At 70.4% G+C, this 23,467-nt stretch carries 16 protein-coding genes and 2 pseudogenes; 15 read left to right on the top strand and 3 right to left on the bottom strand.

The window, feature by feature from the left end; all coding sequences use genetic code 11:
• Nucleotides 1–316: 316 nt before the first annotated feature.
• Nucleotides 317–1,677 (top strand): annotated as a pseudogene (locus KSNIM_RS05625) (PP2C family protein-serine/threonine phosphatase).
• 440 nt (nucleotides 1,678–2,117) lie between these two features.
• Here the strand turns inward: KSNIM_RS05625 and KSNIM_RS05620 are convergent.
• Nucleotides 2,118–2,525: pseudogene (locus tag KSNIM_RS05620) on the bottom strand (pressure sensor protein); the annotation flags it as partial.
• Nucleotides 2,526–2,797: 272 nt separating this feature from the next.
• Between KSNIM_RS05620 and KSNIM_RS05615 the strand changes: the two are divergent.
• The 10 genes from KSNIM_RS05615 (at nucleotide 2,798) to KSNIM_RS05565 (ending at nucleotide 19,068) form a co-directional block, all read left to right on the top strand.
• On the top strand, nucleotides 2,798–4,345 hold the full coding sequence (locus KSNIM_RS05615; RefSeq protein WP_263102108.1) for a Na+/H+ antiporter: 1,548 nt from the start codon (nucleotides 2,798–2,800) through the stop codon (nucleotides 4,343–4,345).
• 1,858 nt (nucleotides 4,346–6,203) lie between these two features.
• Entirely contained in the window at nucleotides 6,204–8,237 is a 2,034-nt protein-coding gene (locus KSNIM_RS05605; RefSeq protein WP_411543663.1) for an APC family permease, read from the top strand.
• Nucleotides 8,238–8,574: 337 nt separating this feature from the next.
• Nucleotides 8,575–8,664 (top strand): K(+)-transporting ATPase subunit F, encoded by a 90-nt coding sequence (kdpF, locus tag KSNIM_RS05600; protein ID WP_097237446.1) that lies wholly within the window; start codon nucleotides 8,575–8,577, stop codon nucleotides 8,662–8,664.
• Nucleotides 8,665–8,666: 2 nt separating this feature from the next.
• A complete protein-coding gene (gene kdpA, locus KSNIM_RS05595) occupies nucleotides 8,667–10,328 on the top strand; it encodes a potassium-transporting ATPase subunit KdpA (RefSeq protein ID WP_263102107.1) in 1,662 nt (553 codons plus the stop codon).
• On the top strand, nucleotides 10,328–12,433 hold the full coding sequence (gene kdpB, locus KSNIM_RS05590) for a potassium-transporting ATPase subunit KdpB (protein ID WP_263102106.1): 2,106 nt from the start codon (nucleotides 10,328–10,330) through the stop codon (nucleotides 12,431–12,433). The genes kdpA and kdpB overlap by 1 nt, the downstream gene beginning before the upstream one ends.
• A gap of 14 nt (nucleotides 12,434–12,447) precedes the next feature.
• Complete coding sequence (kdpC, locus tag KSNIM_RS05585; protein ID WP_263102105.1) at nucleotides 12,448–13,065, top strand: K(+)-transporting ATPase subunit C; 618 nt, start codon at nucleotides 12,448–12,450, stop codon at nucleotides 13,063–13,065.
• Between the two features lie 205 nt (nucleotides 13,066–13,270).
• Entirely contained in the window at nucleotides 13,271–15,850 is a 2,580-nt protein-coding gene (locus KSNIM_RS05580; protein WP_263102104.1) for a sensor histidine kinase, read from the top strand.
• Nucleotides 15,847–16,521 carry a response regulator gene (locus tag KSNIM_RS05575; protein ID WP_263102103.1) on the top strand — a complete coding sequence of 225 codons (675 nt, stop codon included), beginning with the start codon at nucleotides 15,847–15,849 and terminating at the stop codon, nucleotides 16,519–16,521. The genes KSNIM_RS05580 and KSNIM_RS05575 overlap by 4 nt, the downstream gene beginning before the upstream one ends.
• 396 nt (nucleotides 16,522–16,917) lie before the next feature.
• Nucleotides 16,918–18,339 (top strand): hypothetical protein, encoded by a 1,422-nt coding sequence (locus KSNIM_RS05570; RefSeq protein WP_263102102.1) that lies wholly within the window; start codon nucleotides 16,918–16,920, stop codon nucleotides 18,337–18,339.
• A 306-nt stretch (nucleotides 18,340–18,645) separates the two neighbouring features.
• Nucleotides 18,646–19,068, top strand: coding sequence for a universal stress protein (locus KSNIM_RS05565; RefSeq protein ID WP_263102101.1), 423 nt, complete (start codon nucleotides 18,646–18,648; stop codon nucleotides 19,066–19,068).
• Between the two features lie 29 nt (nucleotides 19,069–19,097).
• Here KSNIM_RS05565 and KSNIM_RS05560 read toward each other — a convergent pair whose 3' ends face one another.
• On the bottom strand, nucleotides 19,098–19,328 hold the full coding sequence (locus tag KSNIM_RS05560; RefSeq protein ID WP_263102100.1) for a hypothetical protein: 231 nt from the start codon (nucleotides 19,326–19,328) through the stop codon (nucleotides 19,098–19,100).
• A 402-nt stretch (nucleotides 19,329–19,730) separates the two neighbouring features.
• Here KSNIM_RS05560 and KSNIM_RS05555 point away from each other — a divergent pair, with 402 nt between their 5' ends.
• The gene (locus KSNIM_RS05555) at nucleotides 19,731–19,937 is read left to right on the top strand and encodes a cold-shock protein (protein ID WP_263102099.1); all 207 of its coding nucleotides are present in this window, start codon (nucleotides 19,731–19,733) and stop codon (nucleotides 19,935–19,937) included.
• A gap of 645 nt (nucleotides 19,938–20,582) precedes the next feature.
• Here the strand turns inward: KSNIM_RS05555 and KSNIM_RS05550 are convergent.
• Nucleotides 20,583–21,008 carry a CBS domain-containing protein gene (locus KSNIM_RS05550; RefSeq protein WP_263102098.1) on the bottom strand — a complete coding sequence of 142 codons (426 nt, stop codon included), beginning with the start codon at nucleotides 21,006–21,008 and terminating at the stop codon, nucleotides 20,583–20,585.
• Between the two features lie 305 nt (nucleotides 21,009–21,313).
• Between KSNIM_RS05550 and KSNIM_RS05545 the strand changes: the two genes are divergently transcribed.
• The 3 genes from KSNIM_RS05545 to KSNIM_RS05535 all read left to right on the top strand — a co-directional run bounded on the left by KSNIM_RS05545 (nucleotide 21,314) and on the right by KSNIM_RS05535 (nucleotide 23,418).
• Nucleotides 21,314–21,718 carry a DUF5994 family protein gene (locus KSNIM_RS05545; protein ID WP_263102097.1) on the top strand — a complete coding sequence of 135 codons (405 nt, stop codon included), beginning with the start codon at nucleotides 21,314–21,316 and terminating at the stop codon, nucleotides 21,716–21,718.
• Between the two features lie 1,038 nt (nucleotides 21,719–22,756).
• Nucleotides 22,757–22,927, top strand: coding sequence for a hypothetical protein (locus KSNIM_RS05540; RefSeq protein ID WP_263102096.1), 171 nt, complete (start codon nucleotides 22,757–22,759; stop codon nucleotides 22,925–22,927).
• Nucleotides 22,928–23,166: 239 nt separating this feature from the next.
• The gene (locus KSNIM_RS05535) at nucleotides 23,167–23,418 is read left to right on the top strand and encodes a hypothetical protein (protein WP_263102095.1); all 252 of its coding nucleotides are present in this window, start codon (nucleotides 23,167–23,169) and stop codon (nucleotides 23,416–23,418) included.
• Nucleotides 23,419–23,467: the final 49 nt, after the last annotated feature.

Raw genomic sequence — 23,467 nt, 5'->3', positions numbered from 1 at the left:
GCCCTGTTCCAGGCCCGCCGGGCGGCCCACGGCCACCATGCCGACTTCTGTCTCATCCGCGTCCGTCCCCGCCTTCGGCGGATCCTCACCCTTGTGGGCGCCGGCCTACTCCCGCCCCAGTGGTCCCTGCCTGTGCCGACCGAGAGCCGGGCGGCCCCTGGTGATGCTGCCGGGCGGGGCACGGCCGGCGTTCTCGGTCTGTCGGCTCTGCGACGGGCAGTGGCGATGCCTACGGTGGAGGGCGGGACACGCCGAGGTGTCCGGGTCGCGGCGGGTTCACGGCGCGGTCGTTCAGCAGGGCAGACGAGGCGGGCTGATGGATCGGAAGGATGCCGTGCGGCCGGACGTTCCCGGCCGTGACCACCGGTCCGACGCGGAGATCGACCGGCTCGCCGATCGTCTGCGTGAGGCCGCGCGCGACCAGGACCGTTTCCGGGACCTGCTGGACGCGGTGATGGCGGTGGGCCGGCAACTGGAGCTGCCGATCGTGCTGCGAAGCGTGATCACCGCAGCGATGGGCCTGGTGAACGCCCGCTACGGCGCCCTGGGCGTCCTCAGCGAGGACGGCGAACAACTGGAGGAGTTCATCCCGGTCGGGCTGAGCGAGCACCAGCTGGCGGACCTGGCCGGAGTCGCACTCCCGCACGGCCGCGGGCTTCTGGGACACCTCATCCATCACCCCGAACCGCTGCGTGTCGCCGACATCGGCGCTCACCCGCACGCGGTCGGTTTCCCGCCCGGCCATCCGCCGATGCGCACGCTTCTCGGCATCGCGGTCACCTCCCGCGGACGCGTCTACGGCAACCTGTACCTCACCGAGCGGGCCGACGGGCAGCCGTTCGACGACGACGACCAGGACATCGTGGTGGCGCTCGCCGGAGCGGCCGGCCTCGCGATCGAGAACGCCCGTCTCTACCGGCAGGTCCGCGCCAGTGCCGAACACTTCCAGCGGCTCCTGCTCCCGCAGCTGCCGGACCTCGACCCGTTCGAGACCGCCGCCGTCTACCGCCCGGCCGCCACCCCGGACCACGTCGGCGGCGACTGGTACGACGCCCTGGCGCTCCCCGACGGTGCCTGCGGCCTGGTCATCGGCGACGTCGGCGGCCACGACCTGAAGGCCGCGGCCGCCATGGCCCAGACCCGCAACATGCTGCGCGCCCTGCTGTACGACCGCCGCACCCCGCCCAGCGCCGTCCTGGCCCAGCTCGACCGCACCCTGGAAGCGATCACCGACAACCCCATCACCACGGTCTGTCTGATGCGCATCGAACCCGCCGACACCGGCTGGACGCTGCACTGGAGCAGCGCCGGACACCCCCCGCCGCTCGTGATCCCACCCGACGGAGCCGCCCACTACCTGCAGGGCGACCGGGCCTGCCGCTCGGCGTGGACACCGAGATGCCCCGCCCCGACCACCAGCACCCCCTCCCGGCCGGCACCACACTCGTACTGTTCACCGACGGCCTGGTCGAACACTCCGCCCGCCCTCTGGACGCCGGCCTCGCTGCCCTCGCCCGCACCGCCGCCGCCCACGCCGGCACCCGCCTGGACGACCTGTGCCGGACTCTGGCCGACGCCCGCATCTCAGACGGCCGCGACGACCTCGCCCTCCTCGCCCTGCGCACCCCGCCCAGACCGCACGACCCCAGCGCCACCGGAATCCCCCAGCCCGGTTGACACGAGCGCGCGGAGCGGCGGAGGTGCCGGCGTGAAGCCGGCTTGCCGAGACACCCGGTCGCCACAGCGCCGACACGCCGTCACGCCGCGTCGCGCGGACCAGTGTTCCTCCCGTGCCTGCGAGCAGTGCGGGACGCGGCCGGGCTGTACGCGGGCCTCCCGGCCGGCGGCATCGCCCGTGCACGGCAGTGAATCTCCCCGGCCGAAGGACTGCCGTGCGCAGTACGGGCTCCTGACATTCCCGCACGGCCGCCCCGTCGTCCCCCGTGTCCGGCGCGACCGTGCCAGGCAGTTGCGCCGGCGCGCGGCCGTCGCCTCCCCGGCCGGGACGGCAGTGCCGCCTGCACCTGCCGTCCAGGCCGGCTGCGCCCGGGGGTCCCCGGCGTGGTTGCCGCGGGGGCTGCGGCAGGGAGCCAGGCGGGGGGCGTGAGCACCCGTTGTTCGACGACGTCGTTGAGGGACTCCAGGTGCTGGATGTTCACGGTGGAGATGACGTCGATGCCTGCGTCCAGCAGTTCCTGGACGTCCTGTCACCGCTTGGTGTTCCGGCAGCCCGGGACGTTGGTGTGGGCGAGCTCGTCGACCAGGGCCAGCTGGGGATGCCGGGCGAGGACGGCGCCCGGGTCCATCTCGGTGAAGGACGTGCCCGGGTAGGGCACGGTCTTGCGGGGTACGGTCTCAAGTCCCTCGGCCATCAGACGGGTCAGAGGTCGCCCGTAGTCCTCCATGAACGCGATGACCACGTCCGTACCCCGCCCTGCGCGGCGCTGTCCCTCGCTGAGCATGTCGTAGGACTTGCCCACCCCGGGGGCTGCTCCGAGGTAGATCCGTAGACGGCCGCGCGGCATGCTTCCTCCTCCCGAGCGGGCCGGTTCGCGGACCTGGCCGCCCGGAGCGCCGGCCCGGAGTGCCCGAGCCCGCCGGTCTGCCGCTTCCATCGTCGTCCAGATCGGGGGTAGCAGGGCCACGGGGCCGTGCGCCGCGGAAAATGCTGTGCCGCTGCCCGCGAGAGTCCCGATAAAATGAGCGCAGGTGTGCCGGGAAGCCTGGTCGGCTCGGGGGATGATCGCAGCGATCGGGCGGCGGTGACCCCGATCGTCGTGATGGGGTCTTTTCGCCGATGCGCATTGTGGGGATCATCCTCGTCCTGGTGGTGCTGGCCACCGTTGTGGCCACCTTCGCCCGGCGTCTGCGTGTGCCCGCGCCCTCCCTGCTGGTCCTGGCCGGCATCGCGGTCGCACTGATACCCGGCGTACCCGCCCTGCACATCCCCCCGCAGGCCATCGCCATGGTGGTGCTGCCGCCCCTGCTGTACGCCTCCGCCGAGGAACTGTCCCTGCGCGACCTGCGGACGGTGTGGCGGCCGGTGACGATCCTCTCCTTCGGCCTGGTCTTCGCCTCCGCGGCCGCCGTGGGATTCGCGGCTGTTGCCATTGCCGGGTTGCCGCCCGCGATGGCGTTCGTGCTCGGGGCCGTGCTGTCCAGCACCGACCCCGTGGCGGTGACCGCCCTCGGGCGCCGCCTCGCGCTACCGGGCCGGGTGCAGGTGCTCGTGCAGGCGGAGAGCCTGTTCAACGACGCCACCTCACTGGTGCTGTTCAAGGTGGCCATCGGCATCGCCGTGGCCGTCGGTGCCACGGTCAGCCTGCCCGCTGCGGGAGGGGAGTTCCTGCTGCTCGGCGGCGGTGGAAGCCTCGTCGGCGCGGCCGTCGCCGGGCTGGTGTGGCTGGTGCGCCGCCGCACCACCGACCCGGTGCTCGAGACCGTCATTGCCCTGGTCACCCCGTACGCGGCGTACGTGCTGGCCGAGTCCGTCCACACCTCTGGAGTCACCTCGGTGGTGGTCGCCGGCGTGCTGCTGGGGCGCTCCGGCCACCGGCTCACCGACGCGCACATCCGTCTTCAGCTGCACGCCGTGTACGCGGTGGTGGTGTTCCTGCTGGAGAGCGTGGTGTTCAGCATTGTCGGCCTTGAGCTGCCCACGCTGGTGCGGGACCTGCCGGCGGGCACCGGCTGGTGGCCGCTCCAGGCACTGGCACTGGCGGCCGTACTGATCGCGGTGCGGGTGCTCTCCACGCTGCCCCTGACGCGGGCGGTCAAGCCCACCCGGGGCCCGCTGTCCTGGCGGGTCGCCGGGGTGGTGACCTGGGCCGGCACCCGCGGCGTGATGCCGCTGGCCGCCGCCCTGTCCATCCCGCTCGTCACCGACGACGGAACGGCGCTCGCCGGACGGCCGCTGGTTCTGGTACTCACCACCGCCGTGGTGGTGTTCACCCTGGTCGTCCAGGGCCTCACCCTGGCCGCAGTGGTCAACCGGTCCGGTCTCGCGCTCGAACCCGAGCACACCGCCCGGGAGGAGGACGACGCCCGTGACGCGCTCAACCGCGCCGGCCTCGACCACGTCGAACACCTCGCGGCGCTGGAGACAACGCCGGAGACCGCCGTCGACAGGGTCCGGCGCGGCCTGACCGCCCGCCTCGACCGCAGCCCCGAGACCCCGGACGGCAGCACCGCCGACGCCGCCTACCGCCAGCTGCGCCACGAGGTCATCGCCGTGCAGAACAACGAACTGCACCGGCTGTACGACGAGCACCGCATCAGCGACACCACGCGTCGTCGCCTCCAGCACGACCTCGACCGCGAGGAGGCTGCTCTCGGCACACCCTGATCAGCTTGTGACAGCGCGGGCAGCCGAGGGCTGTGGCCGGGCGCGGCGAGAGGCACGCTCCGGCTCGGACCGTGGACGCCGTCAGGCGACCGGGGCGGCTGTCACCCGGGCGCCCGGGTGCCCGGGGACCGGTCCGGGTGTCGGCGGCAGCGGTCCGGTGCGGACCGCGAGTCCGAGGCAGTCCAGGAGCTCGGCCGGGGAGACGACGAGTATCGGGCAGGCTGCGTGCGCGCGGCAGTACCGCACCGTCGTGCTGATCCGGGTGCTCTGCCGGCGCCGGCGGTGCCCGCAGCCGAGGACCAGGAGATCGTCGGACCGTACCAGCGCCCGGCCCGGTGCGTCCCGCACCACGAGAGGGCGGACCACCACATCGTCCGGACAGCCGCCGAAGGCCTGCTCCAGGCCGCGTGCAGCCGCCGGTGGGCCGCGCGCCGGAGCTCCGAGAACGGCCGGAACTCCTCGTCGCTCGACCACGTGGTGACCGGCACCAGCAGGGCGTCTCGGCTCCGTGCCTCCTCGGCCGCGCGGCAGAGGGTGGCCAGGCTGCTCAGCGTGTCGGTCACGCCGACGAGGACTCCGGGTCGCGCCTTCACGGCTCCAGTGGACACCGGTACGGGCGGGGACCGGCGGTTCTTGACGCGGCGGATACGCAACGGGTCCCGGGCTTCATACAGTCCTGACACTCCCGCCTGGGTCAACACCCCGTCAATCGCTGCCGGCGGACCGTCAGGATTCCGTCATGGTCCGGTGATCGGTGCCCGGCGCGGGTTTGGCTGGGCTGTCGGCCTTCGGGCCGGCCTCCATTCACCGGTCCATGCCCGAGAAGGACTGCCCCATGCTTCGCCTGGCTCCCGAGAAGGACGTCGTCACGCCCGAGCCGGTGGCATCGCCGTCCATCCGGCGCCACCGCGCGGGTGGCGCCCTGTTCGATCCGAAGCAGTTGGCCGTGGCCTTCCCGGAGGCGCTGCGCAAACTGCACCCCCCGGTCATGGTGCGCAACCCCGTCATGTTCGTGGTGGAGGTGGGCTCTGCGCTGACCACCCTGTCGGCGATTCTCGCGCCGAGCGCGTTCGCGTGGCTGATCAGCGTCTGGCTGTGGCTGACGGCGCGGTGTCCCGGCCGGCGGCCACGCCGCTGGTGGGACTGTCCGGCTGGCTGTTCCTCAACGGCTTCGCCGTGCACCGCTACGCGTCGCTGTGCACCGCTACGCGGCCCTGGGCTGGGCCGGACGCATCGACGTGCTGCGGCTCCTCGCCCTCGTCGCGGCGGCCCTTGCGGCCTCGCTCCCCGGCGCGCTGCCCCGCAGGAAGATCCGCATCCACACCGTCACAGCGCCCGGAAGGGTGGCGGGAAGCCGGCGTTGACGGCTGTCAAGGATCCATCAGGACCTGGTGTCCTGCCTTGTTCTGCCCTCCGTTATGGATTTGAATGAGCGTCATGAACCGTCCGGCACGCCACCACGACCGCCCGCCGCATCCGCAGGCGCTGGCCGGTGCCGCGGTCATCACCCGCGCCGTCCGGTAGGGGCTGCCTCCCCGCAACCCACCCGATCGCGCTCCGCGGGCGGGCGGCAGTAGCGGGCCGCCTGCGGCCGTGCCCGGCCTGGGCTGCCGGCTGCGCCTGCGCGTTCCCCGATGAGACGTGGGCGAAATGATCGAATTGCTCTGATTGGTGGGGTTCGCGGGCTGATATTGACGATTCCTTAACGGCTCCTCCTAGCGCCCTCCCGCGACGCCGGCTCGGACAGCGGGATGCCTCATGACCTGCGGAAACGTAAAAGCTATGGATGGGCGGAGCCTGCTGTGGCGAGCTCCTCGGGGTCATTGTCCTAACGCCGCCGGCCCCTACTCTCGCTTACGTGTTCAACGTGCCCCAGGCGCTCAAGCGCCTCGTGATCGGCAAGGCCATGCGCAGCGAGGAGCTGGGCGAGACGCTGCTCCCCAAGCGGCTGGCCCTGCCGATCTTCGCTTCCGACCCGCTCTCCTCGGTCGCCTACGCGACCGGCGAGATCCTGCTCGTCCTCACCGTGGGCGGCACCGCCTTCCTGTACCTCACGCCCTGGGTCGCGGCGGCCGTCGTCGCCCTCATGGCGGTCGTGGTGATGTCCTACCGGCAGGTGGTGCACGCCTATCCGTCCGGCGGCGGCTCGTACGAGGTGGTGTCCAAGAACCTCGGCGCCAACTCAGGCCTGGTGGTTGCGGCCTCGCTGCTGGTCGACTACGTGATGACCGTGGCGGTGTCGGTCGCCTCGGGCGTGGACAACATCATCTCCGCGTTCGGAGGCCTCGCGGACTACCGGGTCGTGCTGGCGCTGGCCTTCGTCATCCTGCTGGCGGCGGTGAACCTGCGCGGTGTGCGGGAGTCCGGGAAGGCGTTCGCCGCTCCGACCTACCTGTTCATCGGCGGCATCCTGCTGATGGTGGTGACCGGCCTGATCCGTGTGGTCTTCGGCGACAACCCGCAGGCCCCGACGGCTGCCTTCGGCATCAACCCGGAGGACCACAAGGACACCCTGGCCGGCCTCGGCCTGCTGCTTCTCGGCCTGCGCGCCTTCGCCTCCGGCTGCACCGCGCTGACCGGCGTCGAGGCGATCTCCAACGGTGTGCCGGCCTTCCGCACCCCGAAGGCGAAGAACGCTGCGACCACCATGGCAGTCATGGGCATCACCGCCGTGGTGATGTTCGTCGGCGTCACCGTGCTGGCGATGACCTCGCACGTCCACTACGTCGAGAACGCCTGCCAGCTCGTCGGCATCACCGGCGACTGCAACAGCTACACCCAGCAGACCGTGATCGCGCAGCTGGCGTCGACCTTCCTGGGCGGCGACAACAGCATCCTGTTCTACTTCATCCAGGCCGTCACCGCGCTGGTCCTGATCCTGGCGGCCAACACCGCGTTCAACGGCTTCCCGCTGCTCGCCTCGATCCTGGCCGAGCACCGCTACCTGCCGCGGCAGATGCACACCCGCGGCGACCGGCTCGCCTTCTCCAACGGCATCATCGCGCTCGCGGTGGTGGCCGGCGGGCTGCTGTGGTTCTACCAGGCGGACGTCACCAGCCTGATCCACCTCTACATCCTGGGCGTGTTCACCTCCTTCACGCTCTCCCAGATCGGCATGGTCCGGCACTGGAACCGCACACTCGCCACCGAGACCGCCCCCGCGGTGCGCGGCGCCGCCCAGCGCTCCCGGATCATCAACGGACTCGGTGCGGTCACCACCGCGCTGGTGCTGGTGATCGTGCTGATCACCAAGTTCACCCAGGGCGCCTGGCTGGCGGTGGTCGCCGCCGTGCTGCTGTGGCTGATGATGCGCGGCATCCGCCGCCACTACGACGCCGTCTCGGCGGAGCTGGCCATCGAGGACCCGCGTGAGGAGTCGGCCAAGCCGTCCAAGGTGCACGGCGTGGTGCTCGTCTCCAAGCTGCACAAGGCCACCCTGCGCGCCCTCGGCTACGCCCAGGCGTTCCGGCCGGACACCCTGGAGGCCGTCACCGTCGCGGTGGAGAAGGACGCCACCGACGAGCTGAAGGCGCAGTGGGACACCTACGAGATCCCAGTTCCGCTGAAGGTCCTCGATTCGCCGTACCGCGAGATCACCAAGCCCGTCGTGCAGTACGTGCGCGAGTACCGGCGCTCCTCGCCGCGTGAGGCGGTGGCGGTGTTCATCCCCGAGTACGTGGTCGGCCACTGGTGGGAGCACCTGCTGCACAACCAGTCCGCGCTGTGGCTGAAGTCCCGGCTGCTGTTCACCCCGGGCGTGATGGTGATCAGCGTGCCGTGGCAGCTGGCCTCCGCGCCGCGCGCCGACCGTCCGGCCCGCCGCGCGCCGGGCGCCGTGCGTCGGGGCGAGCCTGCGCCGGTCAAGGACGCGCCCGAGCCGCAGAAGATCTGACCCCGTTCCCGATGCCCCGGACAGCGCCGCTGCCCGGGGCGTCGGCACGTTTCGGCCAAGCCGCGGTCTCGGCCGAATGAGGCGGGCGTCAAGGCCGCGTCAATGTTGCCTATTCCCCCGTATGGAGGGCGTCAGGAAAGCGGGAAGGGCGCTGACCGGCTGGTTTGCTGCTCTCGCCGGTCCTTCACCGGCCCCGTCCGGAGCTTCCGGGGATCTCCGACGGTGACAGCCCCCTTCGACCAGTTGGTGGAGCACCCATGCTCGATCTCGTCTTCGTCGGTGTCACGGTCGCCGTGTTCGCCGTCATCGCCCTCATCGCGAAGGGGGTCGAGAAGCTGTGAGCGCCGAGAACATCGCCGGTCTCATCGTCGCCGTCGCACTCGTCGGCTACCTCGTCGTCGCGCTGATCTACCCGGAGAAGTTCTGATCATGAGCTCCACTCTTGCCGGGTGGCTGCAGGCCCTCGCCCTGGCCGGCGCGCTGGCCCTGTGCTACCGCCCCCTGGGTGACTACATCGCCCACCTGCTCACCTCCGCCAGGCACCTCAGAGTTGAGAAGGGCCTCTACAAGGTGGTCGGCGTCGACGGTGACGCCGACCAGCGCTGGCCGGTCTACCTGCGCTCGGTGCTGGCGTTCTCCGCCCTGTCGATCCTCTTCCTGTACGGGCTGATCCGCCTCCAGACACACCTGCTGCTGAGCCTGGGGATACCGGAGATGGCCCCGCACCAGGCGTGGAACACCGCGGTCTCCTTCACCACCAACACCAACTGGCAGTCCTACAGCGGCGAGTCCGCGATGGGCCACCTGGTGCAGATGGCCGGCCTGGCGGTGCAGAACTTCGTCTCCGCGGCCGTCGGCATCGCGGTCGTCGCGGCACTGATCCGCGGGTTCACCCGCAACCGGACCGACCGGGTCGGCAACTTCTGGGTCGACCTCACCCGGATCGTGCTGCGCCTGCTGCTGCCGCTGTCGATCGTCTTCGCGCTGGTCCTGGTCGCCAACGGGGTGATCCAGAACTTCCACGGCTTCCACGACCTGGCGACCCTCGGCGGCGACACCCAGTCGATCCCCGGCGGGCCGGTGGCCTCGCAGGAGGTCATCAAGGAGCTGGGCACCAACGGTGGCGGCTTCTTCAACGCCAACTCGGCGCACCCCTTCGAGAACCCGAACGGCTTCACCAACTGGCTGGAGATCTTCCTGCTGCTGGTGATCTCCTTCTCGCTGCCGCGCACCTTCGGCAAGATGGTGGGCGACCACCGCCAGGGCTACGCGATCGTCGCCGTCATGGCGCTGTTCTGGGTGGCCTCGGCCGCGCTGATCACCTTCTCCGAGCACCAGCACGCCGGCACCGCGATGCAGGCGGCCGGCGGGGCGATGGAGGGCAAGGAGCAGCGCTTCGGCATCGCCGCCTCCAGCCTGTTCGCGGCGTCGACGACGCTGACCTCGACGGGCGCGGTGAACTCGTTCCACGACTCGTACTCCGCCTTCGGCGGCGGCATCACGATCTTCAACATGATGCTGGGTGAGATCGCGCCCGGCGGTACCGGCTCCGGCCTCTACGGCATGCTGATCCTGGCGATCGTGGCGGTGTTCGTGGCCGGCCTGATGGTCGGCCGCACCCCGGAGTACCTGGGCAAGAAGCTGGGCGGCCGGGAGATGAAGTTCGCCTCGCTCTACATCCTCACCACGCCTGCCCTGGTGCTGATCGGCACCGGTGTCGCGATGGCGCTGCCGGGCGAGCGGGCCGGGATGCTCAACTCGGGTGCGCACGGCTTCTCCGAGGTGCTGTACGCCTTCACCTCCGCGAGCAACAACAACGGATCGGCGTTCGCCGGCATCACGGTGAACACGCCCTGGTACGACACGGCGCTCGGCCTGTGCATGGTCTTCGGCCGGTTCCTGCCGATGGTGTTCGTCCTGGCACTGGCGGGTTCGCTCGCCCAGCAGCAGCCGGTCCCCGCGAGCGCGGGCACCCTGCCCACCCACAAGCCGCTGTTCGTCGGACTGCTGTCGGGCGTCGTCCTGATCGTCGTCGGCCTCACCTACTTCCCGGCCCTGGCCCTCGGCCCGATCGCAGAAGGTCTCCACTGATGTCCATCACCCTTACCCCCGTACCGGCCGAACACGGCCAGGCGCCGCACAGAGTCCAGGCCGGTCTGCTCGACCCGAAGCTGATCCTCGCCTCGCTGCCCGAGGCGGTGAAGAAGCTCGACCCCCGGGTCATGGCCAAGAATCCGGTCATGTTCGTGGTCGAGGTCGGTTCGGTGGTCACCACGATCTCCGCGATCGCCGACCCCTCGGTCTTCGCCTGGGCGATCACCGTCTGGCTCTGGCTGACCACGATCTTCGCCAACCTCGCCGAGGCCGTCGCCGAGGGCCGCGGCAAGGCCCAGGCCGACACCCTGCGCAAGACCAAGACCGAGTCCGTCGCCCGGCGGCTCACCAACTGGCCCGCCAGCGACGCCGAGGAAGAGGTGCCCGGCACGGCGCTGCGGCTCGGCGACCATGTCGTCGTGGAGACCGGGCAGGTCATCCCCGGTGACGGCGACGTCGTCGAGGGCGTGGCGTCGGTCGACGAGTCGGCCATCACGGGTGAGTCCGCGCCGGTCATCCGCGAATCGGGCGGTGACCGGTCTGCGGTCACCGGCGGCACCAAGGTTCTGTCGGACCGGATCGTGGTGAAGATCGCCTCCGAGCCGGGCAAGTCGTTCATCGACCGGATGATCGCCCTCGTGGAGGGTGCCGCCCGGCAGAAGACCCCGAACGAGATCGCCCTCAACATCCTGCTGGCGTCGCTGACGATCGTGTTCCTGATCGCGGTGGTCACCCTGCAGCCGATGGCCACCTATGCGGGCGCCCCGCAGTCGATGATCGTGCTGGTCGCGCTGATCGTGGCGCTGATCCCGACCACCATCGGTGCACTGCTCTCCGCGATCGGCATCGCCGGCATGGACCGCCTGGTCCAGCGCAATGTGCTCGCCATGTCCGGCCGCGCGGTCGAGGCCGCGGGCGACGTGAACACCCTGCTGCTCGACAAGACCGGCACCATCACCCTCGGCAACCGCCAGGCCGCCGAGTTCCAGCCCGCCGAGGGCGTCACCGTGGACGAGCTGGCGGATGCCGCCCAGCTCTCCTCTCTCGCGGACGAGACACCCGAGGGCCGCTCCGTCGTCGTGCTCGCCAAGACCGATTACGGCCTGCGTGCCCGCGCCCAGGGCGAGCTCGCGCACGCCACCTGGGTACCGTTCACCGCGCAGACCCGCATGTCGGGTGTCGACCTGGACGAGGCCGAGGGCATCCACCAGGTCCGCAAGGGCGCGGCCGGCTCGGTCGCCAACTGGGTCACCGAGAACGGCGGCACGGTCGGTGCCGACGTCGCCCAACTGGTGGACGGCATCTCGGCCGCCGGCGGTACCCCGCTGGTCGTCGCGGAGAAGAACGGCGCGAAGGCACCGCGCGTCCTCGGTGTCATCCACCTGAAGGACGTGGTGAAGGAGGGCATGCGCGAGCGCTTCGAGGAGCTGCGGCGCATGGGCATCAAGACCGTCATGATCACGGGTGACAACCCGCTGACCGCCAAGGCGATCGCGGAGGAGGCGGGCGTGGACGACTTCCTCGCCGAGGCCACTCCCGAGGACAAGATGGCCCTGATCAAGAAGGAGCAGGAGGGTGGGAAGCTGGTCGCGATGACCGGCGACGGCACCAACGACGCTCCCGCGCTCGCCCAGGCGGACGTCGGCGTGGCGATGAACACGGGCACCATGGCGGCCAAGGAGGCCGGCAACATGGTGGACCTGGACTCCAACCCCACCAAGCTGATCGAGATCGTCGAGATCGGCAAGCAACTCCTCATCACCCGAGGCGCGCTGACCACCTTCTCCATCGCCAACGACGTCGCCAAGTACTTCGCGATCATCCCCGCGATGTTCGCGGGCGTGTATCCGGGCCTGCGGCACCTGAACATCATGGGCCTGCACAGCCCGACCTCCGCGATCACCTCGGCGATCATCTTCAACGCCCTGGTCATCATCGGCCTGATCCCGCTCGCCCTGCGCGGCGTCAAGTACCGCCCGTCCGACGCCAGTTCACTGCTGGCCCGGAACATCGGGATCTACGGGATCGGCGGCCTGATCGTGCCGTTCGTCGGCATCAAGGCGATCGACCTGGTCGTCCAGTTCATCCCCGGCCTGAGCTGAGAGAGGCCAGACCCATGCCCACCATTCTGCGCACCCACCTTACCGCGCTGCGGATGCTGCTGGTGATGACCGTGATCCTCGGTGTCGCCTACCCACTGCTGGTCACCGGCATCAGCCAGGTCGCCTTCGCCGACAAGGCCAACGGCTCGATCGTGAAGGCCGACGGCAAGGAGGTCGGGTCCGGGCTCCTCGGCCAGAACTACAACCTCCCGAAGAAGGATCCGAACAACGCCGACGAACAGGCCCAGCCGGACCCGAAGTTCTTCCAGCCGCGCTTCTCCACCGGCTCCTACGACCCGAAGGCCTCCGGCGCCTCCAACCTCGGCCCGAACGACGAGAAGCTGACCCGGACGATCCAGGACCGCCGCGCCGCAATCGCCGCCTTCGACGGCGTCGATCCGGCGAGCGTCCCGGTGGACGCGGTCACCGCCTCCGGCTCCGGCCTCGACCCGCACATCTCCGTCGCCTACGCGAAGGAACAGGTGAACCGGGTCGCCAAGGCCCGCGGCCTGTCCACCGACACGCTGAACCGGCTGATCGACAAGTACACCGAGGGCCGCTCGCTCGGCTTCCTCGGCCAGGACGGCGTCAACGTCGTGCTGCTGAACAAGGCGATCAGCGAGCAGCAGTGACGATGTTCGGCGGAGCCGAGGCGATGCCTCGGACAACCGGCTGGTGACAGGCCGACCCGGGCGAGGGACGTGGATCCCGCGCCCGGGTCGGCCTGCCACGTTCGGAACCACAGCCGGCGCCCGCCCAGCGGAACAACTCCATCCGCGCAGTCGCTGTCGCTGACAGCCCCTCCCCGGCCGCTTTCGTACGGAAAGAGCAGCGCCCATGTCCCGTGACCTCACCCCCGGCACCACCGCGCGCCGCGGGCAGTTGAGGGTCTACCTCGGTTCGGCCCCCGGCGTCGGAAAGACCTACCGGATGCTCGACGAGGCCCACCGCAGACTGGACCGCGGCGCGGACGTGGTCGTCGGGTCCATCGAGTGCCACGGCCGACGGCACACCGAGACCATGCTGCAGGGTCTGGAGACGGTACCGCGACTCACCCGCAACTACCGGGGAACGGAATTCCAGGAGATGGATCTCGACGCGATCCTCGCGCGCCGCCCGCAGGTCGCCCTGGTGGACGAGCTCGCGCACACCAACATCCCCGGCGGACGCAACGCCAAGCGCTGGCAGGACGTCGAGGAACTCCTCGCAGCCGGGATCGACGTCGTCACCACGGTCAACGTCCAGCACCTCGAGTCGCTCAACGACGTGGTCCAGAAGATCACCGGCATCCCGCAGCGCGAGACCGTGCCCGACGAGGTCGTCCGGCGCGCGGACCAGATCGAACTGGTCGACATGGCCCCGCAGGCCCTGCGCCGCCGGATGGCCCACGGCAACGTCTACAAGGCCGAGAAGGTGGACGCCGCGCTCTCCAACTACTTCCGCGTCGGAAACCTCACCGCACTGCGGGAGTTGGCCCTGCTCTGGGTGGCCGGACGGGTCGACGAGGGGCTGCGCGACTACCGCGCCACCCACAACATCGACCGCGTCTGGGAGACCCGCGAACGCGTCGTCGTCGCCCTGACCGGCGGCCCCGAAGGCGAGACGCTGATCCGCCGCGCCGCCCGCATCGCCGACCGCACCGCCGGCGGCGAACTGCTCGCCGTACACATCAGCCGCAGCGACGGCCTCGCGGGCGCCTCCCCGGGCGCCCTCGCCGAACAGCGGCAACTGGTCGAGACCCTCGGCGGCAGCTACCACGTCGTCGTCGGCGACGACATCCCGACCGCGCTGCTGGCCTTCGCCCGGGCGCACCACGCCACCCAGCTGGTCCTCGGCACCAGCCGCCGCGGGCGGCTCAACCGCTTCCTCACCGGACCCGGCACCGGGCAGACCACCGTGGACGGCTCCGAGGACATCGACGTCCACATGGTCACCCACGAGTTCACCGGCCGGAGCCGGCTTCCCTCACTCGGCCGGCGCCACTCCCGACGGCGCACCGTCGCCGGAATCCTCGCCGGCCTCGCGGTGCCCGCGGTCCTGACGGCGGTGCTCTCACAGTTCCACAGCCAGGTCAACCTGACCACGGACGCGCTCATCTTCCAACTCGGCGTCGTCGGCGTGGCGTTGCTCGGCGGGGCGACCTCCGCACTGCTGGCGTCACTGGTCGCCTCGCTCCTGCTCAACTACTACTTCATCCCGCCCGTCCACACCTTCACCATCGGCGAACCCAACAATGTCATCGCGCTCCTGGTGTTCGCGGTGGTCGCGCTGACGGTCTCCACGGTGGTCGACCACGCCGCCCGGCTCACCCAACGGGCCGCCCGAGCGACGGCTGAGGCCGAGACCCTGTCCACGCTGGCGGGAAGCGTCCTGCGGGGCGCGGACGCGGTGCCCGCGCTGCTGGACAAGACCCGGACCGCCTTCGCGCTGGACTCGGTCGCCCTGCTCGACCGTGTGAGCGGTGAGGCACTGGGCCGCAGCGACGCCGGGGGCGAGCCGGCCCCCGATCGTACGCTCACCGAACTGCCGGTAGGAGCAGGTGCGTTGCTCGTCCTGGCCGGGCGCCGCCTGCCCGCCGCAGACCAGCGCGTGCTCACCGCCTTCGCCGCCCACATCGCCGCCGCCCTGGAACGCGACCGGCTCGCCACCGTCGCCGCCGAGGTCGAACCGATCAAAGCCGCGGACCGGATGCGCACCGCGCTGCTCGCCGCGGTCAGTCACGACCTGCGCACCCCGCTCGCAGTCGCGCTCGCTTCGGTCGGCTCGCTGCGCAGCCCCGACGTCGTGTTCTCGCCCGAGGACCAGGCCGAACTCCTCGCCACCGCGGACGAGTCGTTGGTCAAGCTCACCCGCCTGGTCGACAACCTGCTCGACATGAGCCGCCTGCAGGCCGGCGCTCTCACCCTTCACCTCGAACCCACCCACCTGGACGAGGTGCTGCCCCGCGCCCTCGACTCCCTGCTCGACGCCTACGCGCCCGTTCAGCCGCTCGACCTCGACACCGCGCCGCCCGTCCTCGCCGACCCGCCACTGCTCGAGCGGGTGCTGGCCAACGTCATCACCAACGCGCTTCGGTACAACGCACCCGGCGCGCCCGTCCTGGTCGCCGCCAGTCACCACCTCGACCGGGTCGAGATCCGGGTGATCGACCGCGGCCCGGGGATCCCGCCAGGCGACCGCGACCGCGTCTTCCTGCCGTTCCAGCGCCTCGGCGACACCGACAACACCACCGGCGTCGGCCTCGGTCTCGCCCTCTCCCGTGGCCTGGCCGAGGCGATGGGCGGCTCCCTGGAGGTGGAGGACACCCCAGGCGGTGGCACGACGATGCTGCTCACCCTTCCCGCGGCCGGGCTGCCCGACGCCGACATGCGCGTGCACGACCTGACCGTGGACGAGGACGGAGAGCCGGGAGAGTGACGCAGATTCTGGTCGTGGACGACGAACCGCAGATGCTGCGCGCTCTGCAGCTCAACCTGCACGCCCGTCGCTATTCGGTGCTCACGGCAGCGACCGGGGCCGAGGCCCTGGACGTGGCCGCCCGCACGCCGCCCGACGCGGTGCTGCTCGACCTCGGCCTGCCCGACTTCGACGGCATGGACATCATCCGCGGGCTGCGTGCCTGGAGCGCCGTGCCGGTCGTCGTCCTGTCCGGCCGGTCCGACGCCCACGAGAAGGTGCAGGCCCTGGACGCGGGCGCCGACGACTATCTGACCAAGCCGTTCGTCATGGACGAACTGCTCGCTCGGCTGCGGGCCGTCATGCGCCGGCCCGTGGGGGAGCCTGCCGTGCCGCAGTTCACGGTCGGCGCCCACACCGTCGACCTCGCCGCCGCCGTCGTCACCGGCCCGGGCGGCCCGGTGCGGCTCACTCCCACCGAGTGGAAGATCATGCGGCTGCTGCTGGCCAGCCCGGGCCGGCTGGTGCCCGGCAAACAGATGCTGCGCGCGGTCTGGGGCCCGGACGCGGAGAGCCACGGCAACTATCTGCGGGTCTACCTCGCCGGCCTGCGGCGCAAGCTCGAACCCGACCCCGCCCGCCCTCGTCACCTGATCACCGAACCCGGCATCGGCTACCGATTCGAGCCGTGACGCTCCAGCTGGCCCGTCAACGTGGTGTCAAGACACGTCCCATCGGCGCCAAGGAAGCGTTAGGACCGCAAGGCCGTCCCCCGGCCCGGGCATAGCGTCAGCTGCGAGGAGACGGTTCCGACTTCGTGGGGGAAGACGGACCGCTGCCACGCCGGTGGAGACCTTCACCGATCAACCATCGGCGGCCAGGTGAAAAGGGGAGGGGGACGCGCCGCCATGACAGCGGGTGCATCGAGCAGAAGAGCCGTACCGGGAAAGACAGGCGGTTCGCCGGGGGTGGCGAACCGAGGTACGGCCGGTCCGGCACCCGTGGCCCGCGTCCCCCGCACCTGGGAAGCGGGGGGAGCGCAGGCACCGGGCCGGGACGCGAGCACCTCACCCTCACACCCGGGCCCGATGCGGCGCCGTCCGCCCCACTTCACCCGCGCCCGGTGGAACACCCCGCGCCTGGTCCGGGCGCTGACCGCACTCGTGCTCACCACCGTGCTGGCCTTCGCCGCCACCACCGCCACCGTCCTGACAGGTGCGAGGGACGGCACCGACGCCATCGGCCACCGCTCCGGCCCCCAGGCCGTCCGGGCCGCCGACCTGTACTTCGCGCTCAACGACATGGACGCCCAGGCCGCCGATCTCCTGCTGCTCGGCGCCGACCCCGACTACACGGCACTGCGGCGGCAGACCCTGGAAGCCTATGAGCAGCGCCGCGCCCAGGCCGACACCGACCTCCAAGGTGCCGCCGAAGCCACCGCCGCCGACCCGGCCGGACAGCGGGCCGTCCACACCGTGCTCGGTGAACTCGGCCACTACGAGGCGCTGGTGGCGCGTGCCCAACTCCTGGCCGAACAGTCCCACGCTCCGGCCGGGAAGCCCTCCGCGGAGGCGCTGGACGCCTACCGGCAGGCGACCGATCTGCTGCGGCAACAGCTGCTGCCCGCCGCCGACCAAGTCACCGCCGCCAACATCGCCACCGTCGAGGCGACGCACACAGAGCGGCGTGACGCGCTCGCCCACGGTCGATGGTGGATCCTCGCCACCGGGCTGCTCGCCCTGACCGTCCTTGCCGTGCTGCAGCGCACCCTCAGCCGTCGCTTCCACCGTCTGATCAACCTGCCACTCGCCGCCGCCACCCTGCTCGCGGCCGCCGGCCTGGCCACGGGCATGACGCTCGGCTCGCGCGCCGAAGACCAGCTGACCGTCGCCAAGTCCGACGCCTACGACTCGGTCATCGCGCTCAGCCGGGCCCGCGCCATCGCCTACGACATGAACGCGGACGAGAGCCGGTACCTCACCGACCCCTCCCGCGCCTCCGCGTACGAGCAGAGCTTCCTCGACAAGTCCCAGACCTTCGCGCGCCTCGACGGGGCCACCCTCACCACCTACGACGATCTGCTGGCGAAGGCGGCCGAAAGGCACCGCGCCGACCACACCCAGGTCCCGTTCACCGGCTACCTCGGTGCCGAGCTCGGCAACATCACCTTCGGCGGCGAGCAGAACGCCGCCGAGCGACTCCTGACCGCCTACCGGCAGTACCAGCGAGACGACCGTGCCATGCGCGCCCTGCTTTTCCAGGGGCGCCTCAAGGACGCCGTCACCTTCAACACCGGGCTCGCCGCCGGCCAGTCCAACGCCGACTTCGCAACCCTCACCGCTGCCCTCGACGACGTCCTCGCCATCAACCAGCATGCATTCGAGCAGGCCGTCGCCGACACCGACGCCGACCTGGGCGCCACCACCGCGACCACCGGCGCACTCGTCCTCGCCGCCGTACTCGCCCTGACAGTCCTCGGCGTCCGTCCGCGCCTGCGCGAGTACCGCTGACCCCGCCGCGGCCACCGGCGAGCTCGCCTTCGCCGCGGCGCTTGCCTCGCCGGACAGAAGCAGCTCCTCCGGAAGCGTGGGGACGGCCTACGGAACCGGGACCAGCCACCTGCGCACTCACCGTGCCCAGCTGTGCCGCAAGCTCGAAACCCATCCCACCCTCGGCGCTTCACCACCGAAGCCTGGTTCGGCTACCGGTCCGAGCTGAAGCCGGCTCGGTCGGATCACGCCGCGACAAGGTGTGCGGTGCCCGATGCAGGTTCCGGCGATCTGATGGTCCACTAGAGCATCGGAGGTTCGCGGAGCGTGGACATCCAGGCGCAGGGCCGCGAGCGGCGGCTGGCACGAGTCGTGGTCGGGATCAGCAGCTCGCTCGGCAGCCTGGCCGCGTTCCACAGGGCCGTGGACGAGGCCTACCGGCGTGGCGTCGAGGTCCTCGCGGTTCTTGCCTGGCAGCCGCCCGGCGGCGAGCACGGCTACCGTGCCCCCATGGCCGCCCCTGCTCACCGCCGTCCGAGCCGCAGCCGCAGATCGGCCGCGCACGGCCCGACGACGCCTTCGGCCCGGCCGGCCCGAGTCTCAGCTCACGCCGAACTCATCCGTGCCGATCCGGGGGCGGCGCTCGCCGCGCTGGCCGACCGGCCCGACGACCTGCTCGTGGTCGGTGCGGGAAGCGGCAACTGGTTGTGCCGCGGCACGCGGCTCGCGGTCCTGTCTCGCGGGTCTTGAAGCTGTCCCGGGACCGGCGCGGCCGGGGGTCAGAGCTTGTACATCGCGGTGTACGGGTGGGGGAGGCGTTCCTGCCGCGATCCGAAGTCGACGAGGACCGCGACGGCCCCTTCGCCTTCGACACCGATGACCCGACCGAGGCCGAATCCGTCGTGGGTGACACGGTCGCCGACGGCGAAGCGCTTGGTCGACACGGCCTGCGTTCGACGCTTGAAGGGGCTGGTGGGCATGGAGCGGCGAGGTACGGCGAAATTTGTCATTACCGCCAGTGTGCTCCGGAGAACGCGAAATGGACACCCTTGGCACCGCATGAATTTCCGGGGTTGCATCGGTCCGGGGGGCTGGCCGCGAGGCCCCGGGCGCCGATTTCCACCTGTACCGTAGGCTCAAGTAACCTACAGGTTAGGAGACTTGACACTTAACCAGGATCGGGGGCGACTGCCTGAAAACTCGGCTCCCGCAGGAGACGAAAGATCCCGCTGTTTCGGGACCCGGGCTGCTAGAGTCGTCGTACTGCAGTAGTGGTTCCCATGAACTTTGTGTGCGCCTGCCTGTGTTGCGGGCGCATTTTTCGTTCTCCCCGGCTCCTGCCCGGGCGGGTTCTCCGTGCGGCGTACTCCCGCTATCCGCGTGCTTCGGGCAGCCCCTTGAAGGAGACATTTATGGCTACTAATGGCACTGTGAAGTGGTTCAACTCGGAGAAGGGCTTCGGCTTCATCGAGCAGGAGGGCGCCGGCGCTGACGTCTTCGCCCACTTCTCGAACATCCAGGCCAACGGCTTCCGTGAGCTGCTCGAGGGCCAGAAGGTCGAGTTCGACGTCACGCAGGGCCAGAAGGGCCCGCAGGCCGAGAACATCCGCTCGCTGTAGTACTGCACGGCACCCGCCTGGCAGCGCGGGGCCCGCACTGCTTACATGCCAGTGCGGGCCCCTCAGCACCGCGCCCCAACCACCACCACACCGGTCCGCCCAGACCCTCTCGGCTCTGCTGTCGCCGACCACTCCCACGCGAGACGCACGGGCGCCGCGTTCGGATCGCCCTGCCCACCCTGACGCCGCACATACCGTGGTTCTCCGCTCCCGCCTTGCGCGGTGAGCCCCCACGGTGGGTGATGTGCCGCACGGTTCTCCCGTCCACGCCCACCCATCGCATCTCTCGGCCCGTTCCCTTGCGGTCTTCGCCGGCGCCCGGCGCCGGCCGAGTCCTCCTCGTGACGCGCCGCTCCGAGGAAGGTTTCCCGCAGGAACCGCTCCAGCCGTTCCCCGTCCCAGAACGCCCACCGCCGCTCCGGCGGCACTCGCAGCGCCCACCCCGTCGGGGGATCGGTCCGGCGGGTCGCTCCTTCAGCGCGATTGATCGTCAGGGACGGTCCAGTCAGGGGGAGTTCGCGGCGACGCCGAGCACCACCCCGGCGCTGCCGCCTGCCGGGACCTTCGAGGAGTTGGACATGCCGAAGGCTCTGCTGTCGGTCCTGGCGCGCAAGGGCGTCACCGTGCCGTTCCCGACGTGCCGGGTCATTTCGTTTCGACGGCGAGCAGGCCCGCGGTGTGGCCGGCGGTGAGGACGCCCAGGATGGATCCGTCTTCGTCGACGACGGGCCAAACCGTCAATCGCTTGATCCGCATCGCGGTCGAGGCCAGGGCCAGGCCCATGGCCGGCCAGGCGAACGGGCCGCGCTGGTGCTTGGTGGCGCTGATCGCAGTCCGCTGGGTGTACCAGGGAGAGGTCAGGAACGGGTGGAGCCCGGCTCGGGTGACCAGGCCCTCGCAGCGGCCGTTGTGGTCGCGGACCAGCAGGTACTCCACGTGGGCGCTGCGGAAGACGTCGTTGGCCTGGTCGACCGTGCTGTCATCTGCAATCTGGTAATCGCAGGTAGCCATGGCGTCGGCGACCGTGAGGCCGTCGCCGCGCCGTGCCGGCTGGGGGGACTGAGTGGTCACGGTGATCGTTTCCGTCTCCGACGCTGCCCACTGGGCATCCGCCGGGCTGTCCTTCACCCAGAACGAAGCCGGAACGTGTACCGGAATGCGAGATGCCCTGGATGTCTTCGAGGCTACTCCCCAGGTGGGCGGTCCGGAGTCGACCCCTGCGGAGTACCGTGGCAGACAAACCGGGGACATTCTGCACACCGGCATCAGCGCCGACGTCGCCCTGGGTCGTGAACTGGTTCCCTCGCGGACCGGACGGGCGGCCCCTGATGATGCCGATTCCCCTCCCTGGGCCCTTCTCCGCCGGAGGGTGGACCGTGCCCGGCGCCCCGCCGCTGCCTCGCCTGGCACTCGAGCCGACGATGTCGCGCGACGGGTTCTTCGACGGTGCCTGGTGGCCCCGCTCGCACCACGTTCTTGCCGAGCTGCCAGACCTGATCACCGCGCTCGGCGCCCACCTCGGGCGCATCATCCGCGTCGGCCTCGACATGTCGGCCTGGGGCGGCGTTCCCCGGTCCGTCATGGCGAACGGCCTCATGGTCAGAATCGGCTGGTTCACGGGCAGCGACGCGACACTCAGTATCACGCGGGGCTTCCAGGACCACTTCCTGCTCCTGGTGGTGCCTCCCCTCACCGAACCGGGTGCGGCCTCGTCTGCGATGGCGGGGGCAGCAGCGACCGGAAACCACACCCCGGCAGCCGAGCTCCTGATGCCCAGCTGAGCGGTGATCGGAGGAAGGGCTGACCCAACCCTGCCGGACCGGACTACTTCAAAGACGGGTCACCGACGGACAGTCAGCTCCCCGCCGAGGCGATGACAGCTGTCAGACGTCCCATGCCGTAGTGGTGTCAAGCTGCGGTTGGGAGGGTTGCGTGGTACGACCATGTGGTGGCCTCGCCGTAAGGTGGCAGCCTTGGGTGTCGGCGCTGCTCAGGGCCTGTCCGTGAGAGCCAGCAGGAACTCATGCAGCCGCCGCAGCGCGGTCGTGGCGTCGGACGGTTCGGCAGGACTGGGCGCGCGCATCTGCGGAAGGTTCTGCTCGGCGACTGTGCGGACCACGAGGAACACCTGCGTGAGTACTTGCGAGAGCGTCCAGGCGAGCTCCCCGCCGGCCGCGACAGCGGCGATGGCGACGTCGGCGGCGGCATCGTGCAGCAGAATCGCGGTGGGCTGCGTTAGCCGGGCGGGGCAGACCCGTGCGATGTGGGCAACGAGTTCGCCTGCCGCGACCCGGTCCTTGTCGGTCGGGGCCCAGCTGCCGCTCTCCAGACCCGCGGGCGGTGCGGAGCAGCTGGGCGACGGCGGCGGAAACGCTCACGTCGAATTCACCCGCTGCACGACGCGATTGGGAGAGCATCTTTGCTTCCAGCGGCCGGCGCAGACCACCGCAGTGATGACGCGGACGACCGATTCGGCACTGAAAAGCGCCTCCGGAGCGCGTCTGTCTCGCGGCGGAGGTTCACCCACGGCAAGCCCCGTTGTCGGCCGGTCACCAACCTGCGGGGGCCGATCCGCCTACCCAGCTGCGCAGCCGTCCCGCGGGAAGCGGGTCACGATCAGCCCGGCATCGGCATCGGCAGCAGCGGCCGGACCATCCTCACTCGGCGTCCGCTCCGCGGGTAGCGGCAAGCACTCGGCCGTGGCGGCGTACCGCGCAGCGCATCCGCCAGCTCGACCCAACTCCCTGATTCTCAGAAGCCTCCGGGAAGATGCGTGCAGAAGAGCACCCCCGGTTGCCCTGGCAGTGAGGAAAAGTCAGATGGATTTTGCCAAGACCCTGTTCGCTCACCTCGCGGAAGGACCGCAGACGAGCGGGCCACGCGATTCGTGGTGGATCCACGCCGTGGGTGCGCTCCCGGTGTCGTCGGATTCGGCCCTCGTGTTCGACCCCACGTCGGGCGAAGCGGACGGTCTTGTTGACGCTTCCTGAAAACTGGTTCTGGATCACTTTCCGTGCCAGAGCCACGGAGCGTCACCGGAACCGCGATCATGAACGGTCGTGACTGCTGTGACGCCTCATGGACCGCCGGAGCAATCGGTTGTCCCTTGAACGCCGCCCCAAGGCAGAATCAGCGCATGGCAACTTGAAGAGCACCGGCCGGACGGAAGTCCTGGCGCAAGAGGGGAAGCGGCTGGTCCGTCCGCGACGGTGACCGCTGGATCTGCCTCGTGTGCCACGAGCCTGTCCGCTCCTACCAGTACCGCTTCCATCCGCCCGAGTCCTCCGGCTTCGAGCGTTGCATCGGGTTTGCCTGGTGCTCGGGGTGCCGGATCTACTCGGGCAACATGGTTCACGTTCCTCGCAAGCGCGTCCTGGTCGACGCCCTTGCCTCGCTGCCTGCCGATGACCGCGACCAGTTGCTCCGGAAAGAGGCCGCGCTGGTCGACTATCTCGACAGCCGAGGCATCGGCCAGCACTGACCGGAGCCCCCATCCTGGTCCGTCGTGCTCGGCGCCGTCACCGTCCAGC

Origin of the sequence: Kitasatospora sp. DSM 101779 (assembly GCF_025655475.1) — a bacterium.
Taxonomy (GTDB): Bacteria; Actinomycetota; Actinomycetes; order Streptomycetales; family Streptomycetaceae; genus Kitasatospora.
The sequence above is the reverse complement of the archived record's forward strand: the minus strand, read 5'-3'. Positions and strand labels throughout refer to the sequence as shown.